Origin of the sequence: Pantoea jilinensis (assembly GCF_019104105.1) — a bacterium.
Classification (GTDB): Bacteria; Pseudomonadota; Gammaproteobacteria; order Enterobacterales; family Enterobacteriaceae; genus Pantoea; species Pantoea eucalypti.
The window spans coordinates 2,393,406-2,419,887 of record NZ_CP077746.1 but is presented as its reverse complement, the minus strand read 5'-3'; the positions used below and the strand labels follow the sequence as shown (position 1 = coordinate 2,419,887).

The 26,482-nt window shown below is 47.8% G+C and carries 19 protein-coding genes; 11 read left to right on the top strand and 8 right to left on the bottom strand.

The features are described from left to right. Positions 1–9 precede the first annotated feature (9 nt). From KTJ90_RS11380 to rdrD, 8 genes are all read left to right on the top strand, one after another. Positions 10–942: an ABC transporter permease gene (locus tag KTJ90_RS11380; protein ID WP_003850806.1), complete on the top strand. Its 933-nt coding sequence runs from the start codon at positions 10–12 to the stop codon at positions 940–942. Continuing rightward, positions 939–1,823 (top strand): ABC transporter permease family protein, encoded by an 885-nt coding sequence (locus KTJ90_RS11375; RefSeq protein WP_499024642.1) that lies wholly within the window; start codon positions 939–941, stop codon positions 1,821–1,823. Before KTJ90_RS11380 ends, KTJ90_RS11375 begins: the two co-directional genes overlap by 4 nt. Positions 1,824–1,825: 2 nt before the next feature. After that, complete coding sequence (locus KTJ90_RS11370) at positions 1,826–2,869, top strand: DmpA family aminopeptidase (protein ID WP_499024640.1); 1,044 nt, start codon at positions 1,826–1,828, stop codon at positions 2,867–2,869. Next, positions 2,866–3,687, top strand: a complete 822-nt coding sequence (locus KTJ90_RS11365) for a M55 family metallopeptidase (protein WP_039660403.1) — start codon at positions 2,866–2,868, stop codon at positions 3,685–3,687. The genes KTJ90_RS11370 and KTJ90_RS11365 overlap by 4 nt, the downstream gene beginning before the upstream one ends. 132 nt (positions 3,688–3,819) lie before the next feature. After that, entirely contained in the window at positions 3,820–4,728 is a 909-nt protein-coding gene (locus tag KTJ90_RS11360; protein ID WP_140033501.1) for a LysR family transcriptional regulator, read from the top strand. Positions 4,729–5,355: 627 nt separating this feature from the next. Then, entirely contained in the window at positions 5,356–8,061 is a 2,706-nt protein-coding gene (gene rdrA / locus KTJ90_RS11355; RefSeq protein WP_499024637.1) for a P-loop NTPase fold protein, read from the top strand. Beyond that, the gene (gene rdrB, locus KTJ90_RS11350; protein ID WP_499024634.1) at positions 8,061–10,805 is read left to right on the top strand and encodes an amidohydrolase family protein; all 2,745 of its coding nucleotides are present in this window, start codon (positions 8,061–8,063) and stop codon (positions 10,803–10,805) included. Before rdrA ends, rdrB begins: the two co-directional genes overlap by 1 nt. A gap of 11 nt (positions 10,806–10,816) precedes the next feature. Further along, positions 10,817–11,554, top strand: coding sequence for an antiviral RADAR system accessory protein RdrD (gene rdrD / locus KTJ90_RS11345; protein WP_499024632.1), 738 nt, complete (start codon positions 10,817–10,819; stop codon positions 11,552–11,554). A 357-nt stretch (positions 11,555–11,911) separates the two neighbouring features. On the opposite strand, the gene KTJ90_RS11340 is transcribed toward rdrD, so the two are convergent. The 8 genes from KTJ90_RS11340 to KTJ90_RS11305 all read right to left on the bottom strand — a co-directional run bounded on the left by KTJ90_RS11340 (position 11,912) and on the right by KTJ90_RS11305 (position 23,874). Continuing rightward, positions 11,912–12,313 (bottom strand): SMI1/KNR4 family protein, encoded by a 402-nt coding sequence (locus tag KTJ90_RS11340; protein ID WP_499024629.1) that lies wholly within the window; start codon positions 12,311–12,313, stop codon positions 11,912–11,914. Further along, positions 12,310–12,912 (bottom strand): HNH/ENDO VII family nuclease, encoded by a 603-nt coding sequence (locus tag KTJ90_RS11335; protein WP_499024627.1) that lies wholly within the window; start codon positions 12,910–12,912, stop codon positions 12,310–12,312. Before KTJ90_RS11335 ends, KTJ90_RS11340 begins: the two co-directional genes overlap by 4 nt. Beyond that, a complete protein-coding gene (locus KTJ90_RS11330) occupies positions 12,909–16,145 on the bottom strand; it encodes an ATP-binding protein (RefSeq protein ID WP_499024623.1) in 3,237 nt (1,078 codons plus the stop codon). Before KTJ90_RS11330 ends, KTJ90_RS11335 begins: the two co-directional genes overlap by 4 nt. A 13-nt stretch (positions 16,146–16,158) precedes the next feature. Next, positions 16,159–17,058, bottom strand: a complete 900-nt coding sequence (locus tag KTJ90_RS11325) for a hypothetical protein (protein WP_499024621.1) — start codon at positions 17,056–17,058, stop codon at positions 16,159–16,161. A gap of 6 nt (positions 17,059–17,064) precedes the next feature. Next, positions 17,065–19,329, bottom strand: a complete 2,265-nt coding sequence (locus KTJ90_RS11320; RefSeq protein WP_499024620.1) for a P-loop NTPase family protein — start codon at positions 19,327–19,329, stop codon at positions 17,065–17,067. A gap of 10 nt (positions 19,330–19,339) precedes the next feature. Next, entirely contained in the window at positions 19,340–20,329 is a 990-nt protein-coding gene (locus KTJ90_RS11315; RefSeq protein ID WP_499024618.1) for a P-loop NTPase family protein, read from the bottom strand. Between the two features lie 3 nt (positions 20,330–20,332). Beyond that, positions 20,333–21,229 (bottom strand): WYL domain-containing transcriptional regulator, encoded by an 897-nt coding sequence (locus tag KTJ90_RS11310; protein ID WP_499024616.1) that lies wholly within the window; start codon positions 21,227–21,229, stop codon positions 20,333–20,335. Between the two features lie 626 nt (positions 21,230–21,855). Next, positions 21,856–23,874 (bottom strand): ATP-binding protein, encoded by a 2,019-nt coding sequence (locus tag KTJ90_RS11305; RefSeq protein WP_499024614.1) that lies wholly within the window; start codon positions 23,872–23,874, stop codon positions 21,856–21,858. A 514-nt stretch (positions 23,875–24,388) separates the two neighbouring features. Between KTJ90_RS11305 and KTJ90_RS11300 the strand changes: the two genes are divergently transcribed. The 3 genes from KTJ90_RS11300 to KTJ90_RS11290 all read left to right on the top strand — a co-directional run bounded on the left by KTJ90_RS11300 (position 24,389) and on the right by KTJ90_RS11290 (position 26,411). Next, positions 24,389–25,681: a hypothetical protein gene (locus KTJ90_RS11300; protein ID WP_499024613.1), complete on the top strand. Its 1,293-nt coding sequence runs from the start codon at positions 24,389–24,391 to the stop codon at positions 25,679–25,681. A 459-nt stretch (positions 25,682–26,140) separates the two neighbouring features. Continuing rightward, entirely contained in the window at positions 26,141–26,329 is a 189-nt protein-coding gene (locus tag KTJ90_RS11295; RefSeq protein ID WP_499024610.1) for an S-type pyocin domain-containing protein, read from the top strand. Beyond that, on the top strand, positions 26,265–26,411 hold the full coding sequence (locus tag KTJ90_RS11290) for a hypothetical protein (protein ID WP_499026572.1): 147 nt from the start codon (positions 26,265–26,267) through the stop codon (positions 26,409–26,411). Before KTJ90_RS11295 ends, KTJ90_RS11290 begins: the two co-directional genes overlap by 65 nt. The last annotated feature ends 71 nt before the right edge of the window (positions 26,412–26,482 follow it).

The following is a 26,482-nucleotide window of genomic DNA, read 5'->3' as shown; positions in this document are numbered from 1 at the left end:
GGGAATGGCATGTTTGCATACATCATTCGCCGATTACTGGAGATGATCCCGGTTTTGCTGGTGGTCTCGTTGCTGGTATTCGGTTTTATCAAGCTCATGCCGGGCGACCCGGCGCGCGCATATGCCGGACCGGATGCGCCCATCGAGGCCATCGAGGCGGCGCGTCAGCATCTCGGGCTTAACGATCCGCTGCCGCAACAGTATCTCCACTGGATCGGCAGCCTGTTGCAGGGCGATCTGGGCACCACCTATCGCACTCAGCAACCGGTGCGGGAGGTGATTCGACAGGGCTTTATGCCGACGCTGTGGCTGGCCTTAGCAGGTTTTACCTGGTCCGTTATTCTCGGGTTGTTATTCGGCGTGATGGCGGCCCTGAAACGGGGAAGATGGCAGGACTGGACGCTGATGAGCGTGGCGGTAGGCGGTATTTCGATGCCCGCCTTCTGGCTGGGGCTGTTGCTTATTCAGTTCGTCGCGATGCCTTTTGGGCTGTTTTCGGTCAGCGGTTTTAACCAGGCCAGTGATATTGTCCTGCCCGCCATCACGCTGGGTTCGTCGGTTGCGGCGGTCATGGCGCGCTTCACCCGTTCGGCCTTTCTTGAGGTGGCGCAGGAAGATTACGTGCGCACCGCCAAAGCCAAAGGACTGCGTAACCGGCTGGTAACGTGGAAGCATGTGATGCGCAATGCGCTCATTCCGGTGATTACCATGCTGGGTCTGCAGTTCGGTTTTCTGCTGGGTGGCTCCATCGTCGTCGAGAGTGTTTTCAACTGGCCAGGGTTAGGCTGGTTATTGATTGAGTCGATCAAAGCGCAGGATCAGCCGGTGATTCAGGCACTCGTGATGTTGTTCGTGTTTGAATTTATTGTGATTAATCTGCTGGTCGATCTGCTTTACGCGGTAGTTAACCCAGCCATTCGCCTGCGACAGGAGCCGAAATGAGTAGTCAATTGCTGACTGACAACCCGCCTCAGATCATTCGTTCGCCGTGGCGCGATTTCCTGCATGCCTTCGTGCGTAACCCTTTGGCACTGGTCTCAGGCGGCTTTGTGCTGCTGTTGATTGTGGTGGCGATCGTTGCGCCCTGGCTGGCGCCCTGGGATCCTATGGCCCCGGACTGGATGGCGCTGTCGTCGCCGCCAACGGCGGCACACTGGATGGGGACCGATGAACTGGGACGCGACCTGCTCAGTCGCATTATCTATGGCGCGCGTATCTCGCTCTATATCGGCGTGCTGTCGGTGACGATCGGCATGCTGGTCGGGGTCATGCTCGGGTTACTGGCGGGCTATTACGGCGGCTGGGTCGATATGCTGATCATGCGCGGTGCCGACGTCTTATTCGCGTTTCCCGGCATGTTGCTGGCCATTGCGGTGGTGGCGCTGCTGGGGACGGGCCTGAATAATGTCATTATCGCGGTTGCGGTATTCAGCGTGCCGGTATTTGCCCGCATCGTGCGGGCGTCGACGCTCTCTCTGAAGCAGGCTGCCTATGTTGAAGCTGTGCGCTGTGCCGGTGCGCCAGACCGCGTGATTATTCTGCGGCATATTCTGCCCGGCACGCTCTCCAGCGTGATTGTCTATTTTACCATGCGCATTGGTACCAGTATTCTGACTGCGGCGGGCCTGAGTTTTATCGGGCTGGGTCCGGAGCCTGATGTGCCGGAATGGGGAAATATTCTGGCGATGAGCCGCAGCATGATGATGGCCGGGTCCTGGCACATGAGCGTATTTCCAGGGCTGGCGATTTTTATCACCGTGCTGGCATTCAATCTGCTTGGCGACGCGTTGCGCGATACACTCGATCCCAAACTCAAGGGCTGACGATGGATTACCAACAACTACAGCGCGATCTGCTGCTTGATCGCTGGCGTAACCTGCGTCAGCTTGGGCAGCCACGAAGCGCCTGCGGACCCACTAATCGCATCAGCGATGTTGCGGGCGTGCGTGTCGGACATTACACGCTGAATGAAGGCGAAAAGCAGACTGGCGTCACCACTATCCTGCCGCCGGGCGATAATCTGTTTCTCACGCCGCTGCCGTGTGGGGCTGAGGTGCTGAACGGCTTTGCGAAACCCGTCGGACTGGTTCAGATAGAGGAACTTGGCGTGCTTCAGACGCCGATTCTGCTCAGTAACACGCTGGCGGTTGGCACGCTGTTTACGGCGCTGGTGCGCGATGCCATCCGTCATAATCCGGAACTGGGCCGGACGTTGCCCACGGTGAACCCACTGGTGCTGGAGTGCAACGATGGCTGGCTGAATGATATCCAGGCGCTGGCAATCAGTGAGGATATGGCTAAGGCGGCGCTGCAGACGGCCTCCGCAGACTTCGCGCGTGGCAGCGTCGGCGCGGGACGCGGGATGAGCTGTTTCGGTCTGAAAGGGGGCATCGGAACCGCCTCACGGGTAATTCCTTCACTCAACGCCACGCTTGGCGTGCTGGTATTGGCCAATTTCGGCGCGCTGGAGGCACTCACACTGGATGGCGTCCGGGCGGGCGAGATGATTGCGCCGCTGCTCGCCGGAGAGGCGCCGCAGCGTGATGCCGGCTCTGTCATCATCATCATGGCAACAGATGCCCCGCTGGACACACGGCAGCTAAAGCGCATCGCGAAGCGAGCCGGTGCCGGTCTTGGAAGGCTGGGCAGTTACTGGGGACACGGCTCGGGCGATATTGCCGTGGCGTTTTCCACGCAACCGCTGCCACTGCCGCCACAGGACGACACGCTGGAGCCGCTGTTTGCTGCCGCAGCGGATGCAACGGAACAGGCTGTACTCGATGCCTTGTTGAGCGCAGAGGCTGTTACTGGCTTTCGCGGTCATCATCGTCCCTCACTGACGCAGATTCTGGATAAATTAACCTCATGAAAATTTTTATCTCGGCCGACATTGAAGGTATCGCGGGGGTCATGCGCCCGGAGCAATGTTCACCCGGCCACCCGGAGCATCAGATCGCCCGTGGTCTGATGGAGCAGGAAGTGAATGCCGCGATTGCGGGTGCGTTTGCGGGTGGGGCAACCGAAGTGGTGGTTGCAGACAGCCATGCTCAGATGACCAATTTGCGTGCGGAAAATATCGATCCCCGCGCCCGACTGGTGCAGGGCAAACCCCGCTGCCTGTCGATGGTGGAGGGGATAGAACAGCAGACGTTCGACGGGCTGTTTCTGGTGGGATTTCACAGCGCAGCAGGTGAATCTGGCGTACTGGCGCATACCATTAACGGTCGGGCATTCTGGCGTATCCATATTAATGATCTGGTGATGGGCGAAACCGATATTTATGCGGCTGCCGCTGCTGAACAGGGCACGCCATTGCTGCTGGTCACGGGTGACGATCAGTTACAGAGCTGGATAGCGGAATATTACCCAGCGGTCGATTACGTCTGTGTAAAGCGCGCTATTTCGCATACCTGCGCGGAATCGGTCAGTCCGCAGGCGGCACAGCATGCGATCGCTGCCGCAGCAAGTGCCGCACTGCAACATCTCCATCAGGTGAGCACAACCCGCCTGACGGCACCTTACACGATGCGGCTTCAGGCCACTAAACCTGTACTGGCCGATCTGTTCAGTCTTATCCCCGGCGTCACGCGCCTTGATGCCGTTACCGTGGCGTATCAGGCGGAGAAAATGGAAACGTTGATCAGCTTACTCAGTGCATTCTCCTATCTGGCGAGTACGCAGTCGTAGCAACTTTATGCCGGGGCTGCACTGGTTTTGCGGTACAGTTTTTGCAGCAGGATAATGATTGCTCTCACTCTCCGCCGGTACAGCTGGTTGAAGAGGCCTCCGTGTCCGGTATTCCATCCAGGGTAAATCATCATGCGGCTCCGCCATATAGAAGTCTTTCAGGCCATCGTACAGACCGGCAGCATCAGCGCAGCGGCGCGCCTGCTGAATGTGTCGCAGCCGAATATCAGCCGTGTGCTGAATCACGCTGAACAGCAGCTGGGATTTGCGCTGTTTGAGCGACGGCTACAGGGAATGAGTGTGACGGCAGAAGGGCGACGTCTGCTGCCTGAAATAGAGGATCTCTGCCAGCGTCTGCAATCCATTACCCAGCTCACCGAACAGCTAAGGCGTGGCGAAGGGCAACTCGTTCGCGTTGGCGCCGCTCACGCGTTTGGTCAGATGGTGATGGCTCCCGCGCTGGTCACCTGGCGGCAACAGATGGCCTCGGTCAGTGTGGAACTGGTCACCGAGCATTTCAGTACCTTATGCCAGATGATTCTGGATAATCAGCTCGATTTCGCGCTGGTCTTCGGTCAGCAGGTCGATGCGGATCTTCTGGCCGAGCCTCTGTTTCAGTCCTCCATGGTGGCGCTGCTACCGCTCACTCATCACTGGCATGAACCCGTTACGCTGGAGTGGTTGTGCAACAATAATTTACTGATGATGCAGGCGCAGGATCCGCTTGGACGCGTACTTCACCGTGCGCTGCGCGATAAGAAACTGAACCCCGCCGTGTCATTGTCGATTAAAACCTATTCGGTCATTGCAGATATGGTGCTGGCAGGCGGCGGCACGGGCGTCGTGGATCTCTTCACCGCCTGCCGCTATGCCGAACAGTTAAAGCTGCTGCCCATAGCACAACCTCTGCCGTTTGAAGTGATGCTGATCAGCCGCCGTGACCAGCCGCAGTCGCAGTCCACTCTGCAACTTAAGCAGGTCATCCGTAACAGGCTGTGGGAGATCGCCCGGCAGTGTGAGGCGCAGTTTATCCGTGGCTGAACAGGTGCCGTTTCAGGTGAAGAGAAGGGGAAGAGGGTGCGCTCAGGTAGCTTTAGATTCTTTTGGCGGGTTTTGCAGAAGAAGGAGAGGAGCTAAAGCAGTAAACTTTTAGGTCATGATTGCGGCGTTGCGGGAATGTGCTGACAGACACTATTGAGACAGCGCTCAAATGAAAAATCCACGCAAAAGCGTGGATTTTAAAGATGTTCGCGTCTTGATGAGATTCAATAAAACCTCATAAGACAACAAAACTTATTTAGACGTTGAGCTGTGATTTAAGATTTAATTGTATGTTATTTAATGAATTAATTCTTAGCCTATGTTTTTATACTCATAACTGTACTCACTTTAATTGATGTTGTTATCTGGGGCTAGTTACTGCAGCACCGACCAATTCTTATGCATTAGGATTGATTACATCATTGCTTTTGTTTGTTAATGGTGATAAGCCAAATGCAGGCCAAATTCACTCTTCTAGAGCTGACTATTGTCACGGGTTGAAATGATTAGAGGTTGAATTGTTTTTGAGATTATTCTAATTACCATCTTGATTTTATTTACACTTGTATCAAAATTCACAGTTTGATCATCTGTTCCCACATCAAAAACGACCATAAAGGGATTATTGTGAACACGATATACATACCATTAGACAGCGGAGAGTCTGCGGTCCTCAAGGATCCAGATACCTTACTTCCCCGGAATATTTACGAACAGCTCACACAATTTATTGCGAAAGCTGTTAACGAAGTACCTGAACCACATGAAGCGCTTAATGAAACGCGTAGCCATAAGGCTATATCAATTGATGGTGCTAGGGGGACGGGAAAGACGTCGGTGCTGGTGAATTTAAGCGACTATCTGGAGAGTAATGCTAAACAGTTGGCGGGTGAGATTCACATCCTTGACCCTATCGACCCGACTCTGCTTGAAGATGGAGAGTCACTGTTCTTGCATATTATTGTTGCTGCCGTGCTTCATGATAAAGAGATCAAAACGGCGCAGGGTAGAGACCTCGATAAATCCAAGATTTTCACTCAGAAACTTGAGAATTTGGCACACGGGCTGGAATCCGTTGATTTACAGCAGAATCAACGTGGAATGGACAAAATTCGATCCTTGTATGGCAGCAAACATTTGGCAAATTGCGTCGAAGAATTTTTAAAATCAGCGTTGGATTTGATAGGAAAGAAATTATTAATACTGCCGATTGACGATGTGGACACCTCACTTAATAGGGCATTTGAAAACCTGGAAATATTACGCCGTTATCTTACCTCTCCGTATGTTTTGCCGATTGTGAGCGGCGATCGCCGTCTGTATGACGAAGTCTGTTGGAGAGATTTCCATGGACGGTTGAATAAAGACTCATCTTATGAACGCAACAAATCTTATGGTATTGCCAGAGATTTAGCGATTGAGTATCAGCGTAAAATTCTACCATTACCGCGAAGATTGAGCATGCCAGCAGTAAGTAACTATTGGATGCAAGGTAATATCGACGTGACTCTAGGTAAGAATGGTATTCCTCTACGTAATTTTATGGCGTGGCTGAATATATTTATTACCGGTCCGGTGAATGGCCTTGAAGGTAGTGATTTATCGCTACCGATCCCGTCGATACGCGCCTTATCTCAATTCGTTAGTCACTGCGGTGATTTAATTCCTGGTCTTCCAGAAGAAATCAAAAGTGCTACTGACGCGCTGGCTGTTCGTCGTCAATGGCAAATGCCCGATGTTCCATTTGAAGTGCTTGAGCATTTTACCGAAAAGCATCGTGAACTAAGTAATGAAGCTAAGCGTGATTACAGCGAAGCGTATAAGTTATTTAACGATGAACTTAATAAACACGTACAAGGGAAAAATGTTTGTCTAGAAGAAGAAAAGGAATTTGTCTGGCTCAAAAGGTTGCTTGACTATTTTTGCTTTGAGCCCGAGGCAGGAGCATTATATTTAACTCTTCAGGCCAAAAAATACTGGGCTGAATGGAGAAAAGGAAAAAATCGTAATCAATCTGTGCTTGCTACTCCTTTGTTTCAACCTTTAAACCAAGATGCACAAGAATATGATGTCTTCGATAGAGGGGGCGACCTTTCTGACTGGGAGTCTCAGTTGAAATCAAGACTACCTGAGACTTGGCTATCTGCTATTAAAGGGCAAAAAACGCTCTTGCCCTATCCTGTGGCAGAGGCGGGTATTAATACAAGTTTGAAGTGGAAGTATTGGGAAGAAATTGAGGGCTATGGATTTGATAGTGATTTAGAAAATAAAGCTAATTTTCTTGTGTCTACATTAATGCAATGGAATTTTTATACTAATACGAAACAATCAATTTTGCTAAATATTGGCAGGGTATTTGAGTTAATTATTATCAGCTTGGTATCTGATTTAGAACTTGCAGACCTACAGCGAATCAGACAACGTTCACCCTTTTACTCTGCTAGTGCACTTGCCCCGACGAAAACATTAGATTTAGAAGATGACTTGATTAAGAGAAATCCTAAGACATTCAGCGGCTTATTCGCTCAAGAAAAGGAGGTCGCTGATGATCCCATGGACACAAATCCGGATGAATATGAAGAGGTTTGGAAAAAACTATGTGATGAAATAAATCATTGGCGAAAATTGTATAATGTAGTAAACACGAATGTATCACCTTGGTTAGTTTATAAGGTTTTTAATAAAACATTCAGCCAAGTTGCAAGTAATATATATATGCCTAATGGTATGCAAAGTAGTCAGACTGCTCTCAATATTATAGGGAGGGTTTTCTACGCTACATGGTCAGCGTTCGGTAGTTTTGAAAAAGGTGAATTATTTGGTTTGCCTGATGTGGTAGCTACCACGAATATTAATTCGGCTAAGAATTTCTATAGTCATGATAACTTCCGTGTGAATGTGGGGCCATTTACGCCAGGTCAGAATCAACAGGCAGACACAGAACGTTCAACATATCAAAATCGTAAAGTTTATGGAGAGAAAACTAGAACGGTCAGCTATATATTAGGAGCTCATCCACTCAAAAAATGGATAGAAGAGATATTAAGCACTGACATTGAAATGAGTGAAGTAAAGGAAAAAAATATAGTTAAAAAAGTGATAGGTCGAAAGGCCAGCGATGCTAGGATTTATATAACATCGTCCTTGAAATTAAATGAGCACGAAAAACTAACTAAAAATATTGTGAAAATTAAACTCCGTGAAGTATTCTCAGGTAAAATTGATCTTAGCTCATTTATTGATACTATCAGAACCCAATATCCTCAAAACGATCCTGCGGTGAAGACCGTACTTGCAGCATTTGCAGAACTTTACCCCGATGGTGAACAATAATGTTAACCCGGTCGCTGAGTGAACATGCAGCAGGGTGTTTTTTTACCGATGAGCTCTTGTCTAGGCGTTTTTTGGCGATCCTTTTATCGCCGCCGAAGGATTTTGAGTCGTGGTCATCATTGCAGGAGGAGTGCTACCAACTGCTCGTTAAGAGCATTGACAACCGATATCCTCGCACTTACCGGTTGACCGACGTGCATCAGCTAATGGGGAACATCTGTGACAATGGTTTGCTGACCAGCCCGGAACTGCCCTGGCTTGGTGTCATTGCAGAACAGCTGCTGCTGCGTAATGGTGATTTGCTCTACTACCGTGAAAATAAGGTACAGGATTACGTGCGGATAGCGGCAGAACTGGACCCGGCTCTCCTTGCAGGCTGGCGTTTTGGCGACTGGCTGCAGCAAAGCCCTCCTCCGCGATTCTCGGACATCACCCGGGTGGTGATGGCGCAGAATCCGTTTTTCGCGCCGCCAGCCAGTGCGGGCAAGCCTTTTGCGGAGGGGCACGTCCATCTGGGCGGAGTGACGGCGGGAGATACCATCCTGGATGGTTATCTTTTTGAAGAGATTGAACTGCCAAAGAGCAATAAAACATCGGTGTGGGCGTATGAAGAGCATGATGATTTAACGCCGCTGTTAAATCGAGCGAAGTCCTTGCTTGCATTGTTACTTTCAGGTCCTCCCCAAACAGTTTCTGAACAATCTCAAAATATTGCGGAGCATAGTGAAAGAGTTTCCGTGAAGTATGCGACCTTAAGTGACCCGATGAAGAAAAGCCAAAATCTCCCGGATTGGCTAATCCTCGCAAAAAAAAATCGCGGAGCTGAAAACGTCAGTCCTGGTTGGCTATTAAGTCAGCTTGCACATGCCTCAGACCGAAAACATCCTTCACGCTGGCTGTGGCTGCAGCTTTACCTTTGTCACTCTTATCAGTTGAAAGACACCCATCCGCTTGAGCGCACTGCAATACTATGTTTTTGGCTTACAGTTAATGCACTACGGCGTCGCATTATTACGGACGGGCAGGGGCTTACGCGTTTTACCGAACGCTATTTTGGCAGCGCGTTACGTTCGGGGAAGAAAAGTGACAGCAGCAATATGCGTTACCTGTTTGCAGGCAAAGATGATGTAGCTGAAGTGAAGGCAACCCCGAATGCTTTCAGCCATGAAATTATGACAGGGTTTTCCTCAACATTGCTCAACACCCTCGGTGTGCCTCCTATTTCTCCGCCGTATGTTTTTGGTGAACATGAGATTAAGCCAGACGAACGCACGCTGCGCTACATTGAAGCGCTCGAGCGCTGGCAGTTTTGTGGACACTTTTCGCGATCTAAAAGCACAAGCCGCGGTAAGCGACCAACGGCTGATTTGCAGAATAACTGGGCACAAACAGAGCAATTGCTGCAGAAGCTGTACAGCCACAATGGCTGGAATCACCCAGTTTTTCTAGGTGGAAAACGGAACCCGCACTTTCATTTTCAACCGTCGAACTGGTTTCGGGGGCTGGATGTTGCAGGGGATGAAAATGCCCTGAAAATTGCGGGTTTTGCGCCGATGCTACGATGGCTGCGCAGCGGGCTATATCCGGTGCCCGACGGGCTTCGCGCCAGTACAAGCTTTCATTTCAGCATCCATGCCGGGGAGGATTACGCGCATCCGGCATCGGGGATGCGTCATATCGATGAAACGGTGCGCTTTTGTGAAATGCGGGAGGGAGACAGACTAGGTCATGCTCTGGCGCTGGGAATTGAACCTGCGCTTTGGTCGCAGCGGCATGGAGAAATGATACTTCCGCTGGATGAGCATTTAGATAATCTTGTTTGGCAGTGGCACTATGCAACGGTTTTATCGGGTTCGTTGCCTCTTGCTCAGGCGGTATTACCGCTTCTTGAGCGGCGCATTGCGCGTTTTGTCGCGAGGTGTGATTGGTGTAAGAAGCGACCGTATGAGATAGATAACCGAGGAAAGGGCAATCGCGTTAATTATAGTGATAAGCCTTTGGATAATATCAATCCTGATACGCTATACAGAGCTTGGCTACTACGGCGAAATTGCTCGTATCGTCTTCAGCAACTGCACGGTGGTTCTCCTTTGACGTCGCAGGAGAAATGCGCGTTGCCGGATTGGGGAACACTGAGCGATAAAGGTAATGTGGCGGCTCAGCTTTATCAGCAAAGACACTCCAACCTCCTGGACGATCTCCCGCCGCAACTGGTGGTTGTGCGGGTAGCGGACGAATGGAGTACGCAGGAGCTGATTGGTCTGGGAAATCCTAGCAAACAGCGTCGGCAGGATAGCAGTGGTAAAGACATCCTCCAAGATATTGATACGCCTGTAGAGCTGCAGTTTTTGCATGCTTTGCAGGACTATTTGCTCGATCAATATGATCGTAAAGGGTTAATTATCGAAACAAACCCGACATCGAACGTATATATTGCGCGATTCAAAAAGCACGTAGAGCATCCTATTTTTCGTTGGAACCCACCGGATGAAGAACTGTTGAAACCAGGTGCTGAATTCAATCGCTATGGATTGCGCCGTGGACCAGTCAGGGTACTGGTCAATACTGACGATCCTGGGATTATGCCTACGACATTACGGACGGAATTTTTACTACTGCGAGAGGCTGCGATTGAACGCGGCATAAGCCGAACGATGGCTGAATATTGGCTGGAAAGGCTGCGTCTGTACGGTTTGGAGCAGTTTCAGCGTAATCATTTAAATGTATTTGAAATTATTGAATAGAGAGTTTTATCATGAGTGGTACATTGCCTTACTTACAATATTCGGATGCTGATGGGTTACAACCTAAGCTCAAAGAAGAGTTGAAAAATTTGCGGGAAAAAGAGTATTTGTCATACTGGCCTCGCTTTCTGATACGTAGAATTTCGCTTTATGCTATTCCATTCCTTATAGTCTTCACTTTTTTCTTTTGTCTGAGTTTGACGAAGAAAGTTGGGATAGAGAAAGTGAATAATATGCTTGTAACTCTGAGCATATCCTTCAGTGGCAGTCTGCTGCTGGGGGTTATTATTTCTGTTTTCGTATTACTCTTGCAGTGGAGGTGCTTCAACTGTAAATACAGCCCGCAGGATGCGAATGAAGTTGTTGGGTCTCGTAAGTTAAATTATAAATCACTTGCTCATTTTGTATTTTTTATTTTTTATTTGTTTTTATTTGTTTTTATTTATTGCGCGAATAATAAAGTGTTTTATGGTTTTATAGTATTTCTCGTTTTGACATTATTACCATTGATAATTGACCGCACATTAGGGGTGACTCGCCAAAATGAACGTCTCAAACTCTATATCAGAAGGTTAGAGCGCTTCGACGAATTGAATATTATCCGAAAAAAGATGGATATTAAATTCGAAGAATCCCATTTTATAGAGTATATGAAGCTTGTTGATGAAGCCGATCATAGTAAGAACCAGGATACGGTTAGCGATACATCTTATTTTATGACGTTGATTGAAAATCAAATAAAAGCGTAATCGGTTTTAAATTCATGCTATAAAAATCCACGCAATTGCGTGGATTTTTGTTAGAACATAAGGGCTACCCTAAAGCAAACGTTATACGTTAAACCATGATTTTCCGCTCACTGCATTGATTTAATTGTTTTATTTAAACTTTTTTTATTTGTACTCAGATTTGTACTCATTTTCATGTCGATTCACATTGGCAATGTGCAGTACGGATGTTCTACTTCTAGTATCGGTACAAGCTCAACTTTTTGAAGAGAGTGTAACGTTAGTTCCTGTATAAAGTGTACATTCAGTAACTTCCTAACCATTCATGAGATTTTTAGCGCACCCTGCCGCTGCCAAGTGCGCCGTTAGTTCGGTCTTTTACTCGATTTGTTTTAGCACGAATGATTCTAATGAATCGCTCAAGATTTCAAGAACGCCAGAGAGAGGAGACCAGCACACAATTTTGCCGTTCCCGTTGTCATAGAGATAATAGTGGCCTTCCTCCGCATCCATTAGCGGAACCGCTGAAGCCGGGAAGTTGTGATGCTGCTGACGCAACTCCACTGTCGAGCGCAGAATGTTTAACCACGCGTTTTCCTTTACCCCCAGTCCAAACACTTCGGTGGCCTCATAAGAGAGGATTCCAACGCTTTCCAGCCAGGTTTTATAATCCGTGGTGAAGGTAATGTTAAGTGCCCTTTCCGCCGCGTTGATCGTTGCCGTATCAACCGGGCGGGTAGTCACATCATATTGTTCGATAAACGTTCTCAGTTTTTTCACACTGCGGCCTCACTTCGTTGGTTTTTAATATCTTCTGCACGCTGTTTCCAATGTTCGGTGCGTTCCGTTTTGAAATCACCGCGATCAATTTCCGACTCTTTGGTCATATCATGTAGGATTTTATTATTACCACCGCCCATATGTTCGCTCTGCGTCAGCTCCGCTAACGGTGAATCTGCATTTTGTCCGATATGGTGAAGCTGATAAGGCTTGCCATCGGCATCTTGTGGCGGCAGGCCTTTTTCCATCCGCTCAATATTCGTTCTGCCCAGCTCATCCATCTGATCTGGGTTGATATCCGGTTGCACCAGCACATCCTTACCGTTGACCGTCTCGCATTCCAGCCCGGCATCAAGATAAATCTGCGCTTCTTGTTCGCTGCCGATGCGTTCAATGACGTCTTCACTGTAGCCTTTATCACGTAGCGTCTCACGCATCTCGTCGCTCAATTCAGTCAGCGGCGCATCATCCCTCGTCAGAGGCTCATCCAGCTTATCAATGTCAATGTCGGTAATATCGATATCTTTGGTGAGTTCAATCAACCCCTCATGCTCACCCACGACCTCGAGGACCGTTTCTAAAACTACCAGTTCGCTCATTGCAGGGTTTCCTGTACATGTTTACGCCACCCGGCGTAGGTCTTCAGCCATGTTTCTGATTCGCTCGAAACGTCTTTCATTAGGCACTGTTGTACCGCAATGCGCAGTGCTGGCGGTAACTCACCGGTGCGCCGTGTCAGCAGGGTATCAAGGGTGCTGTTCAGGGTGCTGAAGTCACTGCACTGGCTGAGCTGATGTATCAGCTCGCGACGACAATCGAGTAACCCGCTTATGGTGCTGGCCAGCTGTCGGAACTGGTCTTCACGTTGTATACGTAAGGTTCGGTGTGTCTCGAACTCCGCAATTAGCGAGCGCAGCAGAATTTTATTGCGCGTCGACAGAACCAGTGTATCGACCCGCTCTATCAGTTGTCGCGCCGTGATATCGACTGGGTGGGGCAGACGGTGATTGAGCAACCAGCTTAACAGCGGCGTCCAGGCTTGCGGATTGGTGGCAACCAGCCTTAGAGTAGGCTTGTACTGCCATGGCTCGGCGGGTGTCTCAAACTTCCTTACACGGCACAGCACCGGCTCCAGCCAGTCGTTCTGATACACCACTGCAACGCCACGTGGCAGGCGCGCCAGTTCATCAAGTTGAACGTCGCTCAGGGCTGCTGATTTTCCGGCAGTGCGACGATCCATATCTTCAGGCAGACGCATGATGATTTTAGTATTGGTGTTGCGTATAGCGGCCATGTCCACTGCCGAAGGTGACTGATCGGCAATGATAAAACCCTCACCCCAGGTGCGCATTTCAGCGATGGCATTCGCGAGCATTTCCACTGCTTTACCACTAATATCCGCGCCTTCTGCACCAGAGTTGCTGCCGCTGCGTTTCAGCAGGTGGTGAGCCTCCTCAAGTACAGTAACGTGGCGTAAAGCCTGGTTCATCCCGCTCGTAGCGGCACGATATTCGCCAAGGCGAATAACCAGAATACCGGTAATGAGTGATCGGGTTTCCTGCGAGCCGATACGGCTTAAGTCGATAATGGCATTACTGTCAAAAAGGCGGCTGTTATCTATCTCTTCGCCGCTAAAAATCTGTCCATTCAGGCCATTGGTGAGTGAGTTGACGCGGGTCACTAGAGAACCGATGTAGTTACTCTTCACCTCCTGTGACCACTCAGATTTTTCAATTACCTGGCGAAGTTGTTCCTGCAGATCTTCAAATGTTGGAAATAGGGCTGGTTGCCAGCAGTTTTCCGACGTAACCAGATCCCAGCCACAGACCGTGTATGCATGCAAAATGGCATCTTTTAATACAGCAGGCATGGCCGCATACATCGGCCAGCACATGGAAAAGACATCTACCAGGCGGTCAATATGCTCATAAACGTGAGTGGTTTCGGGAAAGCGAAACGGATTAATACGCAATAGTGGCGAAAAGCGCGAATTCGTTCCAAAGACCGATACATCATCACGATGACCGAATACTTGCTTATATTCACCTTTCGCGGGTTCGATTACCAAAAAAGGTACATTGTGCTGACCCAGTTGTTCCAGCAGCGCGTAAATGGTGTTGCTTTTGCCTGCACCAGTGGAGCCCGTGATAAACACATGGCTGGTAAGCCTGTCGACATCCAGATCGATGGGCATATCCAGATCGTTCCACAAATGGCGCATTTGCCCGAGTCGCAGTGTTCGGGTCTGTTGGCCGTCAGGTTCCGACCCATCGAGGCGCAGAACTTTTCGCCCGAATGATTGGGTGTGCAGTACCGCAACACTGGAAGTTGAACGTCGGGGCAGGCTCAACTGAATAGCCATCTCTTTGCCTGAAACCAACGTTGCTGGGGTGAGCCAATCTATAGCCAGCACTGGGCCAATGGTGGGTTTCAGCGGTGGATGCGCCAATACAGATAGCCAGTCAAGAATGGGACGTTTGCTTTGTGAGTTCCACGTGGTTAAAGCAAAATCTTCCGTGCTTGAACGTGTTCCGCGCATTAACCCTAAGAAAATGCTGGCTAGCGATTCTGATGAGGCGGTGCTGTCACCAATAAAGTAGGCGGCAGTTTGCCAGCCGCCGTAGGTTCGCGCTTCATTCACACGCTCTAGATGGTGATCGATTTTTGCAAGCAAGTTCTCGATAGTTTTGTCATGCACTTCCAGCGAAATTTGCTGGCTGTTACCCGTCATTTTATTGATGGTCTGGCTGTCAGTGCGGGTGGTGGTATCGTTCCTATTAAGCATGTGCGACTCGCTTTGGGAAGTGTTGCTGCCAAGCGTTTCGGACGCGCCAACGGTCGTGTTTTCGCTTACGCTTGCAGAGTGAGTACGGTTAAGGGCAATGCCCTGTAGCACACCTTTAAACGCCGTACCGAGTGATATCTGGCTCCCATTTTTATAACCCGCCATTACATCAGCAATGACCCCAGAGGTAGATTCGCTGCTTGAGGTGCCAACGCTTGTAGAGTGATTCGTTCCACGGGTGAAAGAGCTACCCTGAGACACGGTCATGCCTAAACTTTCACCGAGAGATTGGCTCAGCCCTTCACTGATACTTAGGCCTACGCTGTCACTGTCCTGTACACCAAAAGAGTACTGGCGCTTCGCCAGGGCAGAGAGCTGCGTGGCGACCTTTTCATAACCGGTGCGAATGCGATCTAGCTCTGGCGGTGTAACAGGCTCTGCAATGATTATCGCCTGATAAATACGGCTTTCGGCGGCATCAATAAAATGCTCCAGCCCCTGCATAAAATGTTCACTGTCTTCTGTTGCCAGCGACGGTACTCCCGTGACGGCAGTCACCGAGGATGACGGATTTTCTTTTTGCGCCAGCGCACTATCAAGTAAATCTGCAGTCTCTTGCGCGTTCTGTGCAATTAACTTGCTGCCGGGGAAATGTCCTTTGAACGTTTCATTGAGCAGATCACCGGAGTTTTGCCCCAACATCTTACCTGGTGCACCACGTGTGCCGATAAAGACATCAGTTTCCCGGCCATCGGATTTCAGCAATAAAAAGACGCTATAACCGGCAGCGCCTAGTGCGGTGTAGGCGGCAGTGGTGCTCTCCAACACTGACTGCTTGTTTTCCTGAACAATACGCGCGATGCGAAACAGGCGGATATCACCGGCTCGGTGGATTGGTACGCCCTGATAATCTTCAAGCGACTGCACCGGATAGTGGCGCATCTCAGCCAGATAGCTACGGTTAATCAGGGTGTTGGCAGAGGCGAGTGTTCCTGCCGCACGTTGTTCAATTTCCTGGAGTTGCAGCGGCATCATCGTTTTTTGCATGGTGATGACTCCGTTAAAGCAATGCGAAAATAAGTAGAGCCAGCGCAGCTATCGTACCGCCAGCCAGCGCGGCAACACGCAGCGCGGAGGTGGAACTGCTTTGGGGCACCGGCGCGGTTGGCGCAGGCGTCTGGCTGTACGTCGCTGATGCAGTGTGTGAACTTGTAGGGCGCGGTGCCGATGCAGTCGATGAACTTGCGGAGCGCGGTGCAACTTCGGGTTGGTAGATAAAGCCGGAAACAGCGCGATCACGTAGCTCCTGATAGATGTTCATCAGGTGCTCAAAACGTTTCCGTGAGAAGTTCATAACGAGATACGCGGACTGGAGATTGTAGTAATCAACATCCCATTTGTTTTTGTCTGCCTCGAAGCCGAGCGCCAGCGTGTTCTCTTCATAATCGACAAATAGATCGGGTATCTGAGATTCAGCCCATTTCATCGCCTGACGAACTATCTGCCCATTTAGCCGATTATTTTCCAGCTCTGCAACCAGAGCAGAACGAAGGCGGTTGATGGAACCGGACTCCAGCGCGGCTAGCATGCTCTGGCCCGGCGTAAACGGCGTAGTTGCATTATTGTTCATGTTTTTGTTTCCGTTATCCTTGAACGCGGCAGGGGGGCGGAGAAAACCGTCGTGCTGGTGCTCTGTCAGCCACTGACTGACGGCAATCAGATGCCGCGCTCGCGCCAGCGAGAAATTGTGCTCAAGGCTTCTGCTCTGCAATGCAAAGTAACCACTGTTCCAGTCAATGGTATCGGGATTAATGGCTTCACAGGCGCCATCCTCCCGGTGAGTGTTGAAAAGCGCCAATTTCTCCGCGTGAGATTCATCAAGCATGGCGTTCAGCAGCGCGAAATCACGCTGTGGACTGTTAAGCGCTGCCAGAAATGCGTGGTGAAAATTATGCTCCATGTGTGGTTACTCCTGTAAGCTCAATGTTTTGTCGAGGCGATATTTAAATTCGGTGATCCACGACTTCTGCGAACGCGCTTCGGCAATCGCGACTTCGCGTGCTTCCTGATCTGTCATTTTTTCCTTCAGGGTGGCGATCAGCGCATCAAATTTGCTGTTAAATTCGCGTTCGATAAACGCGATGTAGCTTTCGACTAACCGGTCTTTATCCGTTTCGGTTTTCTTGCGCGCCGCATCAATCAGGTCTCGGAAGTTGCCCTCGACCTCGTTGCGTTTTTCATTCCACAGTTCGGACATATCAACATATTCCACTGTGCGGTAATCCCAGACGGTACGGGTTCTGAAGTAGGATAAGGGGTTCCACCAGGTTGCGTCGCTCACCTCACGCGGGTTATAACTTTCTTCACGCTTTTTTATGTTGTTGTTGTTGAGGCTCAAATTGAGCGAAAAATCGGCCATATTTTCTTTCAGTCCCTGGAACAGCGGAAGTTTCAGTTCACGGGTATCTTCAAACAATTCGCTGATATAGCGGCAGTACTCCACCTGCAATTCGTCCTTAATTAACGCTTGCGCGGCGCGGAATGCGGCTTCGAACTCATTGATTAACTCTTTGTAACGAAAACTCGCGTCGCGCTCTGCTGCATCCAGTAACCGCTGCGCATCGGCGGGTGTCTGCTGCGGCACTTTCGTGAATTCGTTACCTTGTTTTCTGGTGGCTGCCAGCACCTGCGTCAGTTTTTGGGTGAACACGGCGGCAATATGCGGCGGAAGTTCTTTTCCTTTCTGACGCAATGACTGCTTGTACACATCGGTATCAGCACTTTCTTTGCGCTTTTGTACGAGCTGAGTAATTTGTTCGTTCAGGTGCGTGAGTGCGCGTTCATCCTGATCTAATTGTTCGGTGAGTTCGGCTTCGCGCATGCCTTTCTCTATAGCCTGATTGAGCGCCTCATAGGCCCGTTTCAATCGATTCGGGAAAGTATATTTATCAATATATTCGTCAATCATCACCTCAACGGCGGGCAGCCCACTGCGGTAGAGGACACGAGACAGGTTGCGTTTCTCCAGCGTACGGCTGACGCGCGAGGTGAGCGGCATATAAGAGGGCAGATTCATGCTGCCTTCTTCAAGGAAAAGCTCGGTCATGGTGTTGAGCTCGCCGCGTTCTTTGCGGGTGAGGGCATCAGGATTTTTTCGCAGCAAGCGGGTCAGATTGGCTGAGATCGGGTAAACCTGCGGGTTTTGAATACCATTATTCTGCAAATAAGTTTTGATCCGCTCCAGCGCTGCACCGACGTTTTCACCGTTTTCAGGATCAAAGTTATCCATCTTGTTGACGGCGAAAATAAAGCGGTCTTTGCTCTGTTTGCCGCCACGCACCATGGTTTGCGCGACCAGACGAAGTAGGTGCTGGTCATCATTGATTCCCAGTTGCGAAGCATTCAGTACATACAGGATCAGCGGATTGCGCTGGGAATCCTGGATATAGCTCATGGTGACACGTTCGTGCTCGCCGTCTTGGCTGTTATTAGGGCCTGGAGTATCGGTCAGCACCAGACGAACATTCTCGCGCTCTTGTATCGAGACGATGTTACCGCGAAGCTCGATCTGATGGGTGTCCTCTAGCTGGTTCCACTCTTTAAGCAAATCGGAGGATACCGGTATTTCTTCCCCAGGCCCTATGTGGCTGCTGATACGACGTGCCATAAAAGATGTACCGAGTGTTTTGTCGTCGGTAATCTGCGCGATGGTAGCAGTAGTGGCTTCGTTGGCTGCGGGCAAGAGATCTTGGCCGAGCATGGCGTTAATTAATGTGGACTTACCCGATGACATAGTGGCGACCACATACAGGTTGAAGTCGCGGTCAAAGGCTTCCTGAAACCCACGGTTCACCTTTTCGTTATTTTCGATATAGTCGTTAAACTGCGGATTCTGCCGGGCTTCTTCCATCATAGACTGAATCACATTAAGGCGGTGATGAACCTCTTTAACCCTGCTAAATTCCAGTTCGATGGTCATGCCTTTCAGTCGGCCGACATCTGCGGCTTCCAGCATATCCATATAATCGGACTCTACACCTTTGAATTCGACACTGAAGACCAGCTCGCCGTTAAGAAGACGACTCAATTCATCAAAAAGTATTTCGACCCAAAGCTGAAGACGCAATTCTTTGTAGCTTGACAGTCTGCAGCCTTCGGATGGCTCGGAACCATTGATTAAAAAGCGGGTTTCAACAACAAAGGGATTATGTTCGATATAAATTTTATTCATGCTGTGCCCTTTAAAGGTAATGTGTCAGATAGAGTTCCAGTGTCCGTACACCGCTGTAAGCGGCAAACTGACGCAATTCGCCTTGGCAAAACTCATCATTGCTGGAGATGGATAACGTGCTGTGTGATAACTCTTGCCGCAATCTTTCGCGCAGCGGCGGTGGTATCAGGGCGGCATCGTTAAGGACGTGCTTATTCAGGCGAAAACGCGCCAACTCGTTAGCTAAATGATTGCCCTGTGAGCGCGTCGTGCGCAGACGCGTTAACATTTTTCTCGCCACTAAGGCACATTTCATCATTGCCGGAATTATGACTGGCGCGCTAAAGCCATTCTTTTCCAGGTAGCGTGCGGCAGCCTGGACGGCAAGTGCGGGGATTTCACCTTTATCTTCGTCAAGTTCGTCAATTTTATTCAGTACAAAGATGATCCGCTTTCCTGGTCTGGCACTCATATGGCTTTTGATTTCGCTCAATAGACTGGCATCATCTCGCGTTGCTGGTTGGGTGGCATTAAGGACGTACACGATAACCCCGGTATCACACTCTTCCAGCACCTCTTTCAATAGCTGTACATGGTTGCTGTCCTGGCTATTATTTGCCCCAGGCGTGTCGTAAATGACTGGTAAACAGCGGCTTTCGTTAAAGGCATTCAGACATCCACTCAATTCGATGTGTTTTACAAATGGGCTAGCATTCCAAGCATGCATCATTTGAGAATCAACAGTTTCAGCAATCTGGTGGCATTCTCCCCCCCAGGTAAAACTGACGCCGCGCATGGTCTTTACATTCCGTGTAGAATGATGAATGCGTGTAATTGTCGCAGTGGCAGCTTCATTTGCTGACCATAATAATTCAGTGCCAAGAAGGGCATTGATCAGAGACGTTTTACCGGCGCTCATGGTCGCGGCAATAATCACGTTTACTTTAGGTGAAATATGCTTGATATTGCTCGGCGGCCATTTTTTATTATTGCGCTTGATACGTATTTTCCACGAGGACATATATCATTCATCCAACCAGGTTTTAATTTCCTGCACGAGTTCGTTTTGTAAGCTCTGTGGCGAAATAATTTTTATATGTGGGATCCAATAACGCACCACTGGCGTTATTTCAGTCTTGTGAGAAATCTGTGTGGAGACAATCAATCCGCCATCTGCCATTTTCTTTTCAATGATCTGTTCATTTAAAAGCTGGCGACGTTCAAAATATTCTGCAATGTCTGATGAGATTTTAAGTACTACTTCGAACTTCATCTCACTTGCCCATACACTTTCTTGTTTTTTGATACTTTCGTGTAAGTCTTCATCCAGGCTGAAATGTTCAAAAGTACACTCCAGAGAGGCGATTTTGTTGAGGGTAAAGTTTTTTATTTTTTCTGCATGTCGGGCGGAAAGATACCAAATTCCGTTGTAATTTAATAGCTTGTATGGCTCGACAGTATAGTGGCGCATAGCGTCTTTACGACGGTAGCGAAATGTCACAATGCATTGTTCATCAATCGCACGTTGCAAACGTGGGAAATTAACGCTAAGCATTTCATCTACAAGGTATTTATGACCATGTACCATGAAGTGATTCTGGCCAGAAGGTCGGAATATGGTATTTAATATCGTTTTATCTAGTGCGGGAAAAAGACCCTTAATTCCAGTTATCCGGGAAAAGTGTTCAATACTTTTACTATCAAAACGTCCTAGCATTTCTGGTGCCAAAGCAAAACCACCGTTGTTGGTGTCGCGCTTGAGTTCAAGAAAAAGTAGTCGCTCTTCTAAATCACGTCTAATCGTACGCGCACATACGTCATACTCCTCTGCAAGTTTTGCCATATGCAACGTTTCACCATTATTAAGGCGCATCAGAATATCAGCGATACGAAGTGCTAACCTTGTATTACTTTTGCTCATAGATAGTCTGTTCCTTTTTTCTGACACATGCATCCTGCCATGCCATAGTGACAGGTTATGTCACACTAGATGCCATAAAAATGGCGGACACAAACCTATTAGCCCTGATAATTATCGGCAGAGTTTCTTTAAACTTTATAAGTAACAGTATGTTAATGATGGTTGTAAATGGTATTACATAACTCTACAAATAAAAAACCAATATAAAACATATGCTTACTGATTGGCCGAAATGCCTATAATAAAGTCAGGGAAAATTGGCGGTGGTAGTCGCGTCTCGGAGCTAACAAATGGCTGGAAATTGAACGTTTCTGGCGGACGCTAGCAGAAGATTGGTCAAGTCCTTAGATAGCTTCCCTAACATTACCACACTTTTTCCTGTCCACGTTTTCGTAGTGTTATCGGTCTGACGGTTCTCATGAAGTATCAAATCTTTTGCTGTTGCTGCCACATCGTTAGGCACTGATGGATACACGTTGTCGTGTCATGTAATCCCTGCCACAGTGATTCAGTATGATTGGCCCATTGAGAATAACCGGCTGATATATCACCCGGAGATTTAGATTCTTTTTAAATAAGCTTGGCCTCTTCTGGATTTTATGAATAATATTATAATTAACTTCCCTCTAAACTGAAGGTAATCCTAGTTTATCAAAGAATGCACGATTACGTTCTTTCGCTGATTTCACTAGTTGATCGAAACTAATCACTTCTATGTAAGAATGTGCAGGTTCATTGTAACCAAAATAGCCCATGCCGTCGGAGGTGATACGCAAATTAGCCCTTCGGCACCGGCGATGCATTGTCTTAGTTAAGTCACAAAGCACATAACAATAGCCTGGGATGTCCTTGCCTCCGGGAATAGGGCGTCCTGACTTAGTTTTTACACCTCCCTCACGAATTCTTTCTAAGTAGCCTAAGGCCTGATCAATCGGGTCTTTATCTTCTCCTTCTTGCATATCGTTACGCATTGGTCTTTTAATCTCAACAACTGTAATGGAAGCAAGATAGGGTGTGTTTTGGTCATTTACCAAAAGAGGGTTATCAAAAAGTCTAAGGCTGAGTATATCCGGTTCTTTTGTTGACTCTGCTCCAGTAATTGGCATTGATAGCAGAGTTTTATCTGAAGCTAAATAGTTATGAAATGCCAAACGTTCGTCAATCAGCCATAAGTTACAAGCTTCAAGAAAAACTTCATTAGAATCTTTTCGCATGGGCATTATCAATTCATGGATCATATCTTCACGAGCATATTTTCCGTCTTCAAGTCTTTCGATCGATTTTTGCAATAAATCAATGATTACTTTGCGGTGAGAGACGTAATTGGCTAGATCTGATTTTTTAAGGTCTTCAGCTTTGCTAAGGTATTCATTCAGCCTTTCTTTATATTCCTCTACCTGCTCTTTGTTCTGAGGGTTTAAGATGTCATGACCTTCGTTTACCAACTGCCTTTCAACTTCATACCACTGTGAGTGCAAATGTAACTCTAATTCTTTATCTGATTTTTCTGGGTCCACGATCAGTAGCTCTTCCGGCACATGATTTACGATTGGACGATAGCGCGGCGCATGATTGTTAATGAAATCGTCAACACGTTTGCGGCCCGCAGAAGTAGTTTCTGCTAGTACATCCTGAAGATAGAATTTAGTACGAGCTAACACAGCTTCGCGGATATCTTTTAGACTGACTTCATTGAGCATGTCTTCAACATCTTCAGCAATATTAAACGATGTTCGTTCACTACGAACGTGCTGATTAAGATATTCAGAAGATACATAGCATGTATAAGTAAACTCACCTGAATTGTCCGAAATTTTTCCATATAAACCGGGGATTTTACCTTGTATTGATTCTTCTTTAACTAATCTATTTGCGGCGCAAAGTGCCAGTTGATGCTTTTTATTCACCGAAGCACGAAATTTAATATGGGTAAGATCAAACTGGCATTCACGAATTGTAATTGTTTCAATGAATGCACTCGCATGCATATGTCCTTTAAGTAAACTATCAAGATCAAAAGTTTCGTCAGAATCTTCAAGGATTATATTTGGAGCACTGCCTTGTCGTACGAAATACCAAAGCACATGCTCCAGTAATTGGTTAGCTATTGAATGACCTTTTGAAAGAACTTGCTTTCTAAAACTTTCATCAAAATCAATCAACCTGATGACGGTGCCGGGATTCGAAGATGTTGGATCTAAGATCTTTTCGCCATGGACACCTGATTTGCCATCGAAACGAAAAAAGCGTTTTTTCAACTCGCCATCAGAATCGAAAAAGTGGCTTTCTACTTCGACCTGCTTAAACACCTTAAGCCACATCAGGCGACCCACACCACGGCATCCTTTGTCAATTTTATGGTCCGAATCAAGGGTTTCAAAGGACTTAAAGTTGTCGTCATTAAACCCACAGCCATTATCTATGATAGTAAAGCCGACGATTGCTGACTGAGATTTTGTATCAAAATCTAGATTGCCTTGAGTTGCACGATTGACTTGGAGAACAATCCGCCCTTCAGCGGCGCCATTCATCTCTTCAATGGAATGGATGGAGTTGACTACCGCCTCGAAAACAGGCATCAGGCCGTGGCTTTTAGGCAAAAAAGTGTTGCGTAAACGTCCTCTCAGATTTGTTTGCAAGCTCACAGCGCAATCTCTCATTTTTATCATCGATGCTAAAAAATCTAACTGACACGATGTTATGAGGCAATACATTATTGAAAAATTAATGTTTAGCATTAGGAGTGATCACAAAAGAATTTGTTCTTCTTGTGAGTAGCTCGCCTAATCATACTATTCACATATAAAGATCCCCCGACATTCTGATTATGTTCTCTGAAGATATCTTAAGCTTAAGTCCAGTAGCCTGAGCTCGACATCATCGCTCTTATGAACTCGAGAGAAGATGGGCAGACCATTTGAAAGGTGTGTCGTATGCCCGCGATTTCTGAAGCCTGCTATTACAACTAAAAGGCTAATGGTGGGGATACAATCCGCTGATAGAAATGATAAAAGAACTTGAGAATGAGAATCGTTTTTTGAAGAAAAACTCTTTCGAACTCAGTTTTAAGTATCGCTCACTGATATGTATTTCACAAAAAATTTATAGCCAACTATAAAGCTGGTGCTCGCCCGCAGAGCGCTTGCGTAGGGAGAAGTGATGTCAGAGATAAATTCACACGATGCTGAACACGTATTCCCTCAGGATCGAGAAACGCTATACCAGTTGGTCTGGCGCGAGCCTATGGAGCGAATAACAGCTTTATATGGCATTAGTGCTGACTTGCTAGCAAAACGATGTAGCGAAATGCGTGTACCAAGGCCGCTTGGGGGTTACTGGAAAGCAATGGCAAAAGGGGGAGCGCCTGCAATCCCGGAACTGCCTGTTTTAAAAAAGGATAGGATGGTAAAGGTATCTAAGAATAGGAATCAAGCAATGCTACCTGTGGCCGATGGGATACCAAAATCAGCTGCTTCATCAACCCGAAAGCAAGTTTCTGTTACTGGTAATGGCTACAAATTAATTGAAGATCTCAAAAGATATCTTCCAGTTTCCTCGGTTACAGAAGACGGTTATTACAAGCCATCTAAAAAGAAATTATTGGACCTCAACGTCTCTGATACTGGATTTGATAGTGCTGTAGAGTTCCTCAGCAGATTTTTTGTTGCGCTTGGGAATAAGGGATACCGTGTGACATTGGATCTGGCGGAAGGTAGATTACATCGAGCGGATATTGATATAAAGGAAGATCCCAAAGAAGGCAGTTATCGCTGGAGCAATTTATGGCGGCCTTATACACCAAGTATTATTTGTGTTGGGGATATGTATTTTGCATTTAATCTTGCTGAAATGACAGAATATGTGCCAGCGAAAAAAATCAAAAACCGATATGTGCGTGATGAACAGATGGGAAGATGGATAAAGGGTAGGGATAGTGATCATTTCCATCGCGTATCGAAACATACTTTGCCTACCGGGCGATTTCTGTTGCAGTTTTACTCACCTTATTCTTCCGCAAAATGGTTACTTCAGTTTCGTCAGACAAAACAGTGTGGATTAATTAGTCAGATCCCTAAGATGATTTCGTCTATGCAAGAGGCTGTTCCTCTAATCTCAAAGCAACTTGAAAAAGCCAGAATTGAAGCTGAGGAGTTGCGCATAAAGCGTGAGCGTGAACAAGCCATATATCTGGAAAAAAAACGGATTGAGGAAAAAGAGAAAGCGCGAAGTGCTAGTCTTGCCGAGCTAAAATCCATTATGGCTCAGTGGGCAGAAGACAAGCGACTTGAACAGTTTTTTCACGAAGCAGAGAAAGATACAGAAATTCTTGATGAGCAGCAAAAGATGCTCGTCACAGAACGACTTCAACTTGCCCGCCAGTTTCTGTCTCAGAATACGGCTATTGAGCGATTATTGAAGTGGAAAACACCGGACGAGCAGTTAGATAGTTAGGCATGGCGTACATGGCCTGCGTCGCGCGACATCGAGAAGTTTTATATTTGGGTGAATTGTCGGTAATGATTACAATGTCGATATTAACCACATGGAATAAATGCATTTAACATGGACACACAGCACCTCCTCAGCGGCCCGACAAGGCAAAAGGCCCGCGCTTTCCTTCCCCGATAGTCCGCTGCTCAGGCATTTAAATCAGGAGTAACACACATGGAAAAGTGGCTGTCCCGTTTCATCGGACACAATCTTTATCTGCTCGAAATTAACAACAGTTCAATAAAACCGGACGTGAAGCGCTGAGTGAGCCCTTCCGCTGGGAAATAGAGTTTACCTGTGCGTGGGACATCACTGTGCAGGACATGCTGATGAAGTTCGCTAGCATCAGCATGCGCAGCGGCAAAACGGTGCACAGTACCGAGACGTGATGACTACTGGTATGAACACGAACTGAGAAAGATGGCCGTCAGTGGTAAGAGAGCCACCACGCGAGTAAGCTTTTTCTGGCAACCCGATATAAACGGTCAGATGCAGGTCTATGGCGTCCATACCGGAGAAGGTTCGTCCTATGAAGGTGTCCGCATTGCGAATATTAAATGGGTGGCAGAAAAATCTGCGCTACGAATTTACTCTGGCAGGCGGTGTTGATGGCCCATTGATCACCTGGACGCCAGACAGGCCCGAAGGCAGTGACCTGCTGAACCATACGGGCGATAACGTCACATCTTAAAAGTGATTAATATGAATTTTGATTTCTTGTTTAGATCATACACTCGCTTTGTACGAGTGTATGATTAATAT

Bases quoted from the DNA above. Each gene is read 5' to 3' on its own strand.
- KTJ90_RS11380 (WP_003850806.1), top strand. From the start codon at position 10: ATGTTTGCATACATCATTCGCCGATTACTGGAGATGATCCCGGTTTTG.
- KTJ90_RS11375 (WP_499024642.1), top strand. From the start codon at position 939: ATGAGTAGTCAATTGCTGACTGACAACCCGCCTCAGATCATTCGTTCG.
- KTJ90_RS11370 (WP_499024640.1), top strand. From the start codon at position 1,826: ATGGATTACCAACAACTACAGCGCGATCTGCTGCTTGATCGCTGGCGT.
- KTJ90_RS11365 (WP_039660403.1), top strand. From the start codon at position 2,866: ATGAAAATTTTTATCTCGGCCGACATTGAAGGTATCGCGGGGGTCATG.
- KTJ90_RS11360 (WP_140033501.1), top strand. From the start codon at position 3,820: ATGCGGCTCCGCCATATAGAAGTCTTTCAGGCCATCGTACAGACCGGC.
- rdrB (WP_499024634.1), top strand. From the start codon at position 8,061: ATGTTAACCCGGTCGCTGAGTGAACATGCAGCAGGGTGTTTTTTTACC.
- rdrD (WP_499024632.1), top strand. From the start codon at position 10,817: ATGAGTGGTACATTGCCTTACTTACAATATTCGGATGCTGATGGGTTA.
- KTJ90_RS11335 (WP_499024627.1), bottom strand. From the start codon at position 12,912: ATGAGCGAACTGGTAGTTTTAGAAACGGTCCTCGAGGTCGTGGGTGAG.
- KTJ90_RS11330 (WP_499024623.1), bottom strand. From the start codon at position 16,145: ATGCAAAAAACGATGATGCCGCTGCAACTCCAGGAAATTGAACAACGT.
- KTJ90_RS11325 (WP_499024621.1), bottom strand. From the start codon at position 17,058: ATGGAGCATAATTTTCACCACGCATTTCTGGCAGCGCTTAACAGTCCA.
- KTJ90_RS11320 (WP_499024620.1), bottom strand. From the start codon at position 19,329: ATGAATAAAATTTATATCGAACATAATCCCTTTGTTGTTGAAACCCGC.
- KTJ90_RS11315 (WP_499024618.1), bottom strand. From the start codon at position 20,329: ATGTCCTCGTGGAAAATACGTATCAAGCGCAATAATAAAAAATGGCCG.
- KTJ90_RS11310 (WP_499024616.1), bottom strand. From the start codon at position 21,229: ATGAGCAAAAGTAATACAAGGTTAGCACTTCGTATCGCTGATATTCTG.
- KTJ90_RS11300 (WP_499024613.1), top strand. From the start codon at position 24,389: ATGTCAGAGATAAATTCACACGATGCTGAACACGTATTCCCTCAGGAT.
- KTJ90_RS11295 (WP_499024610.1), top strand. From the start codon at position 26,141: ATGGCCGTCAGTGGTAAGAGAGCCACCACGCGAGTAAGCTTTTTCTGG.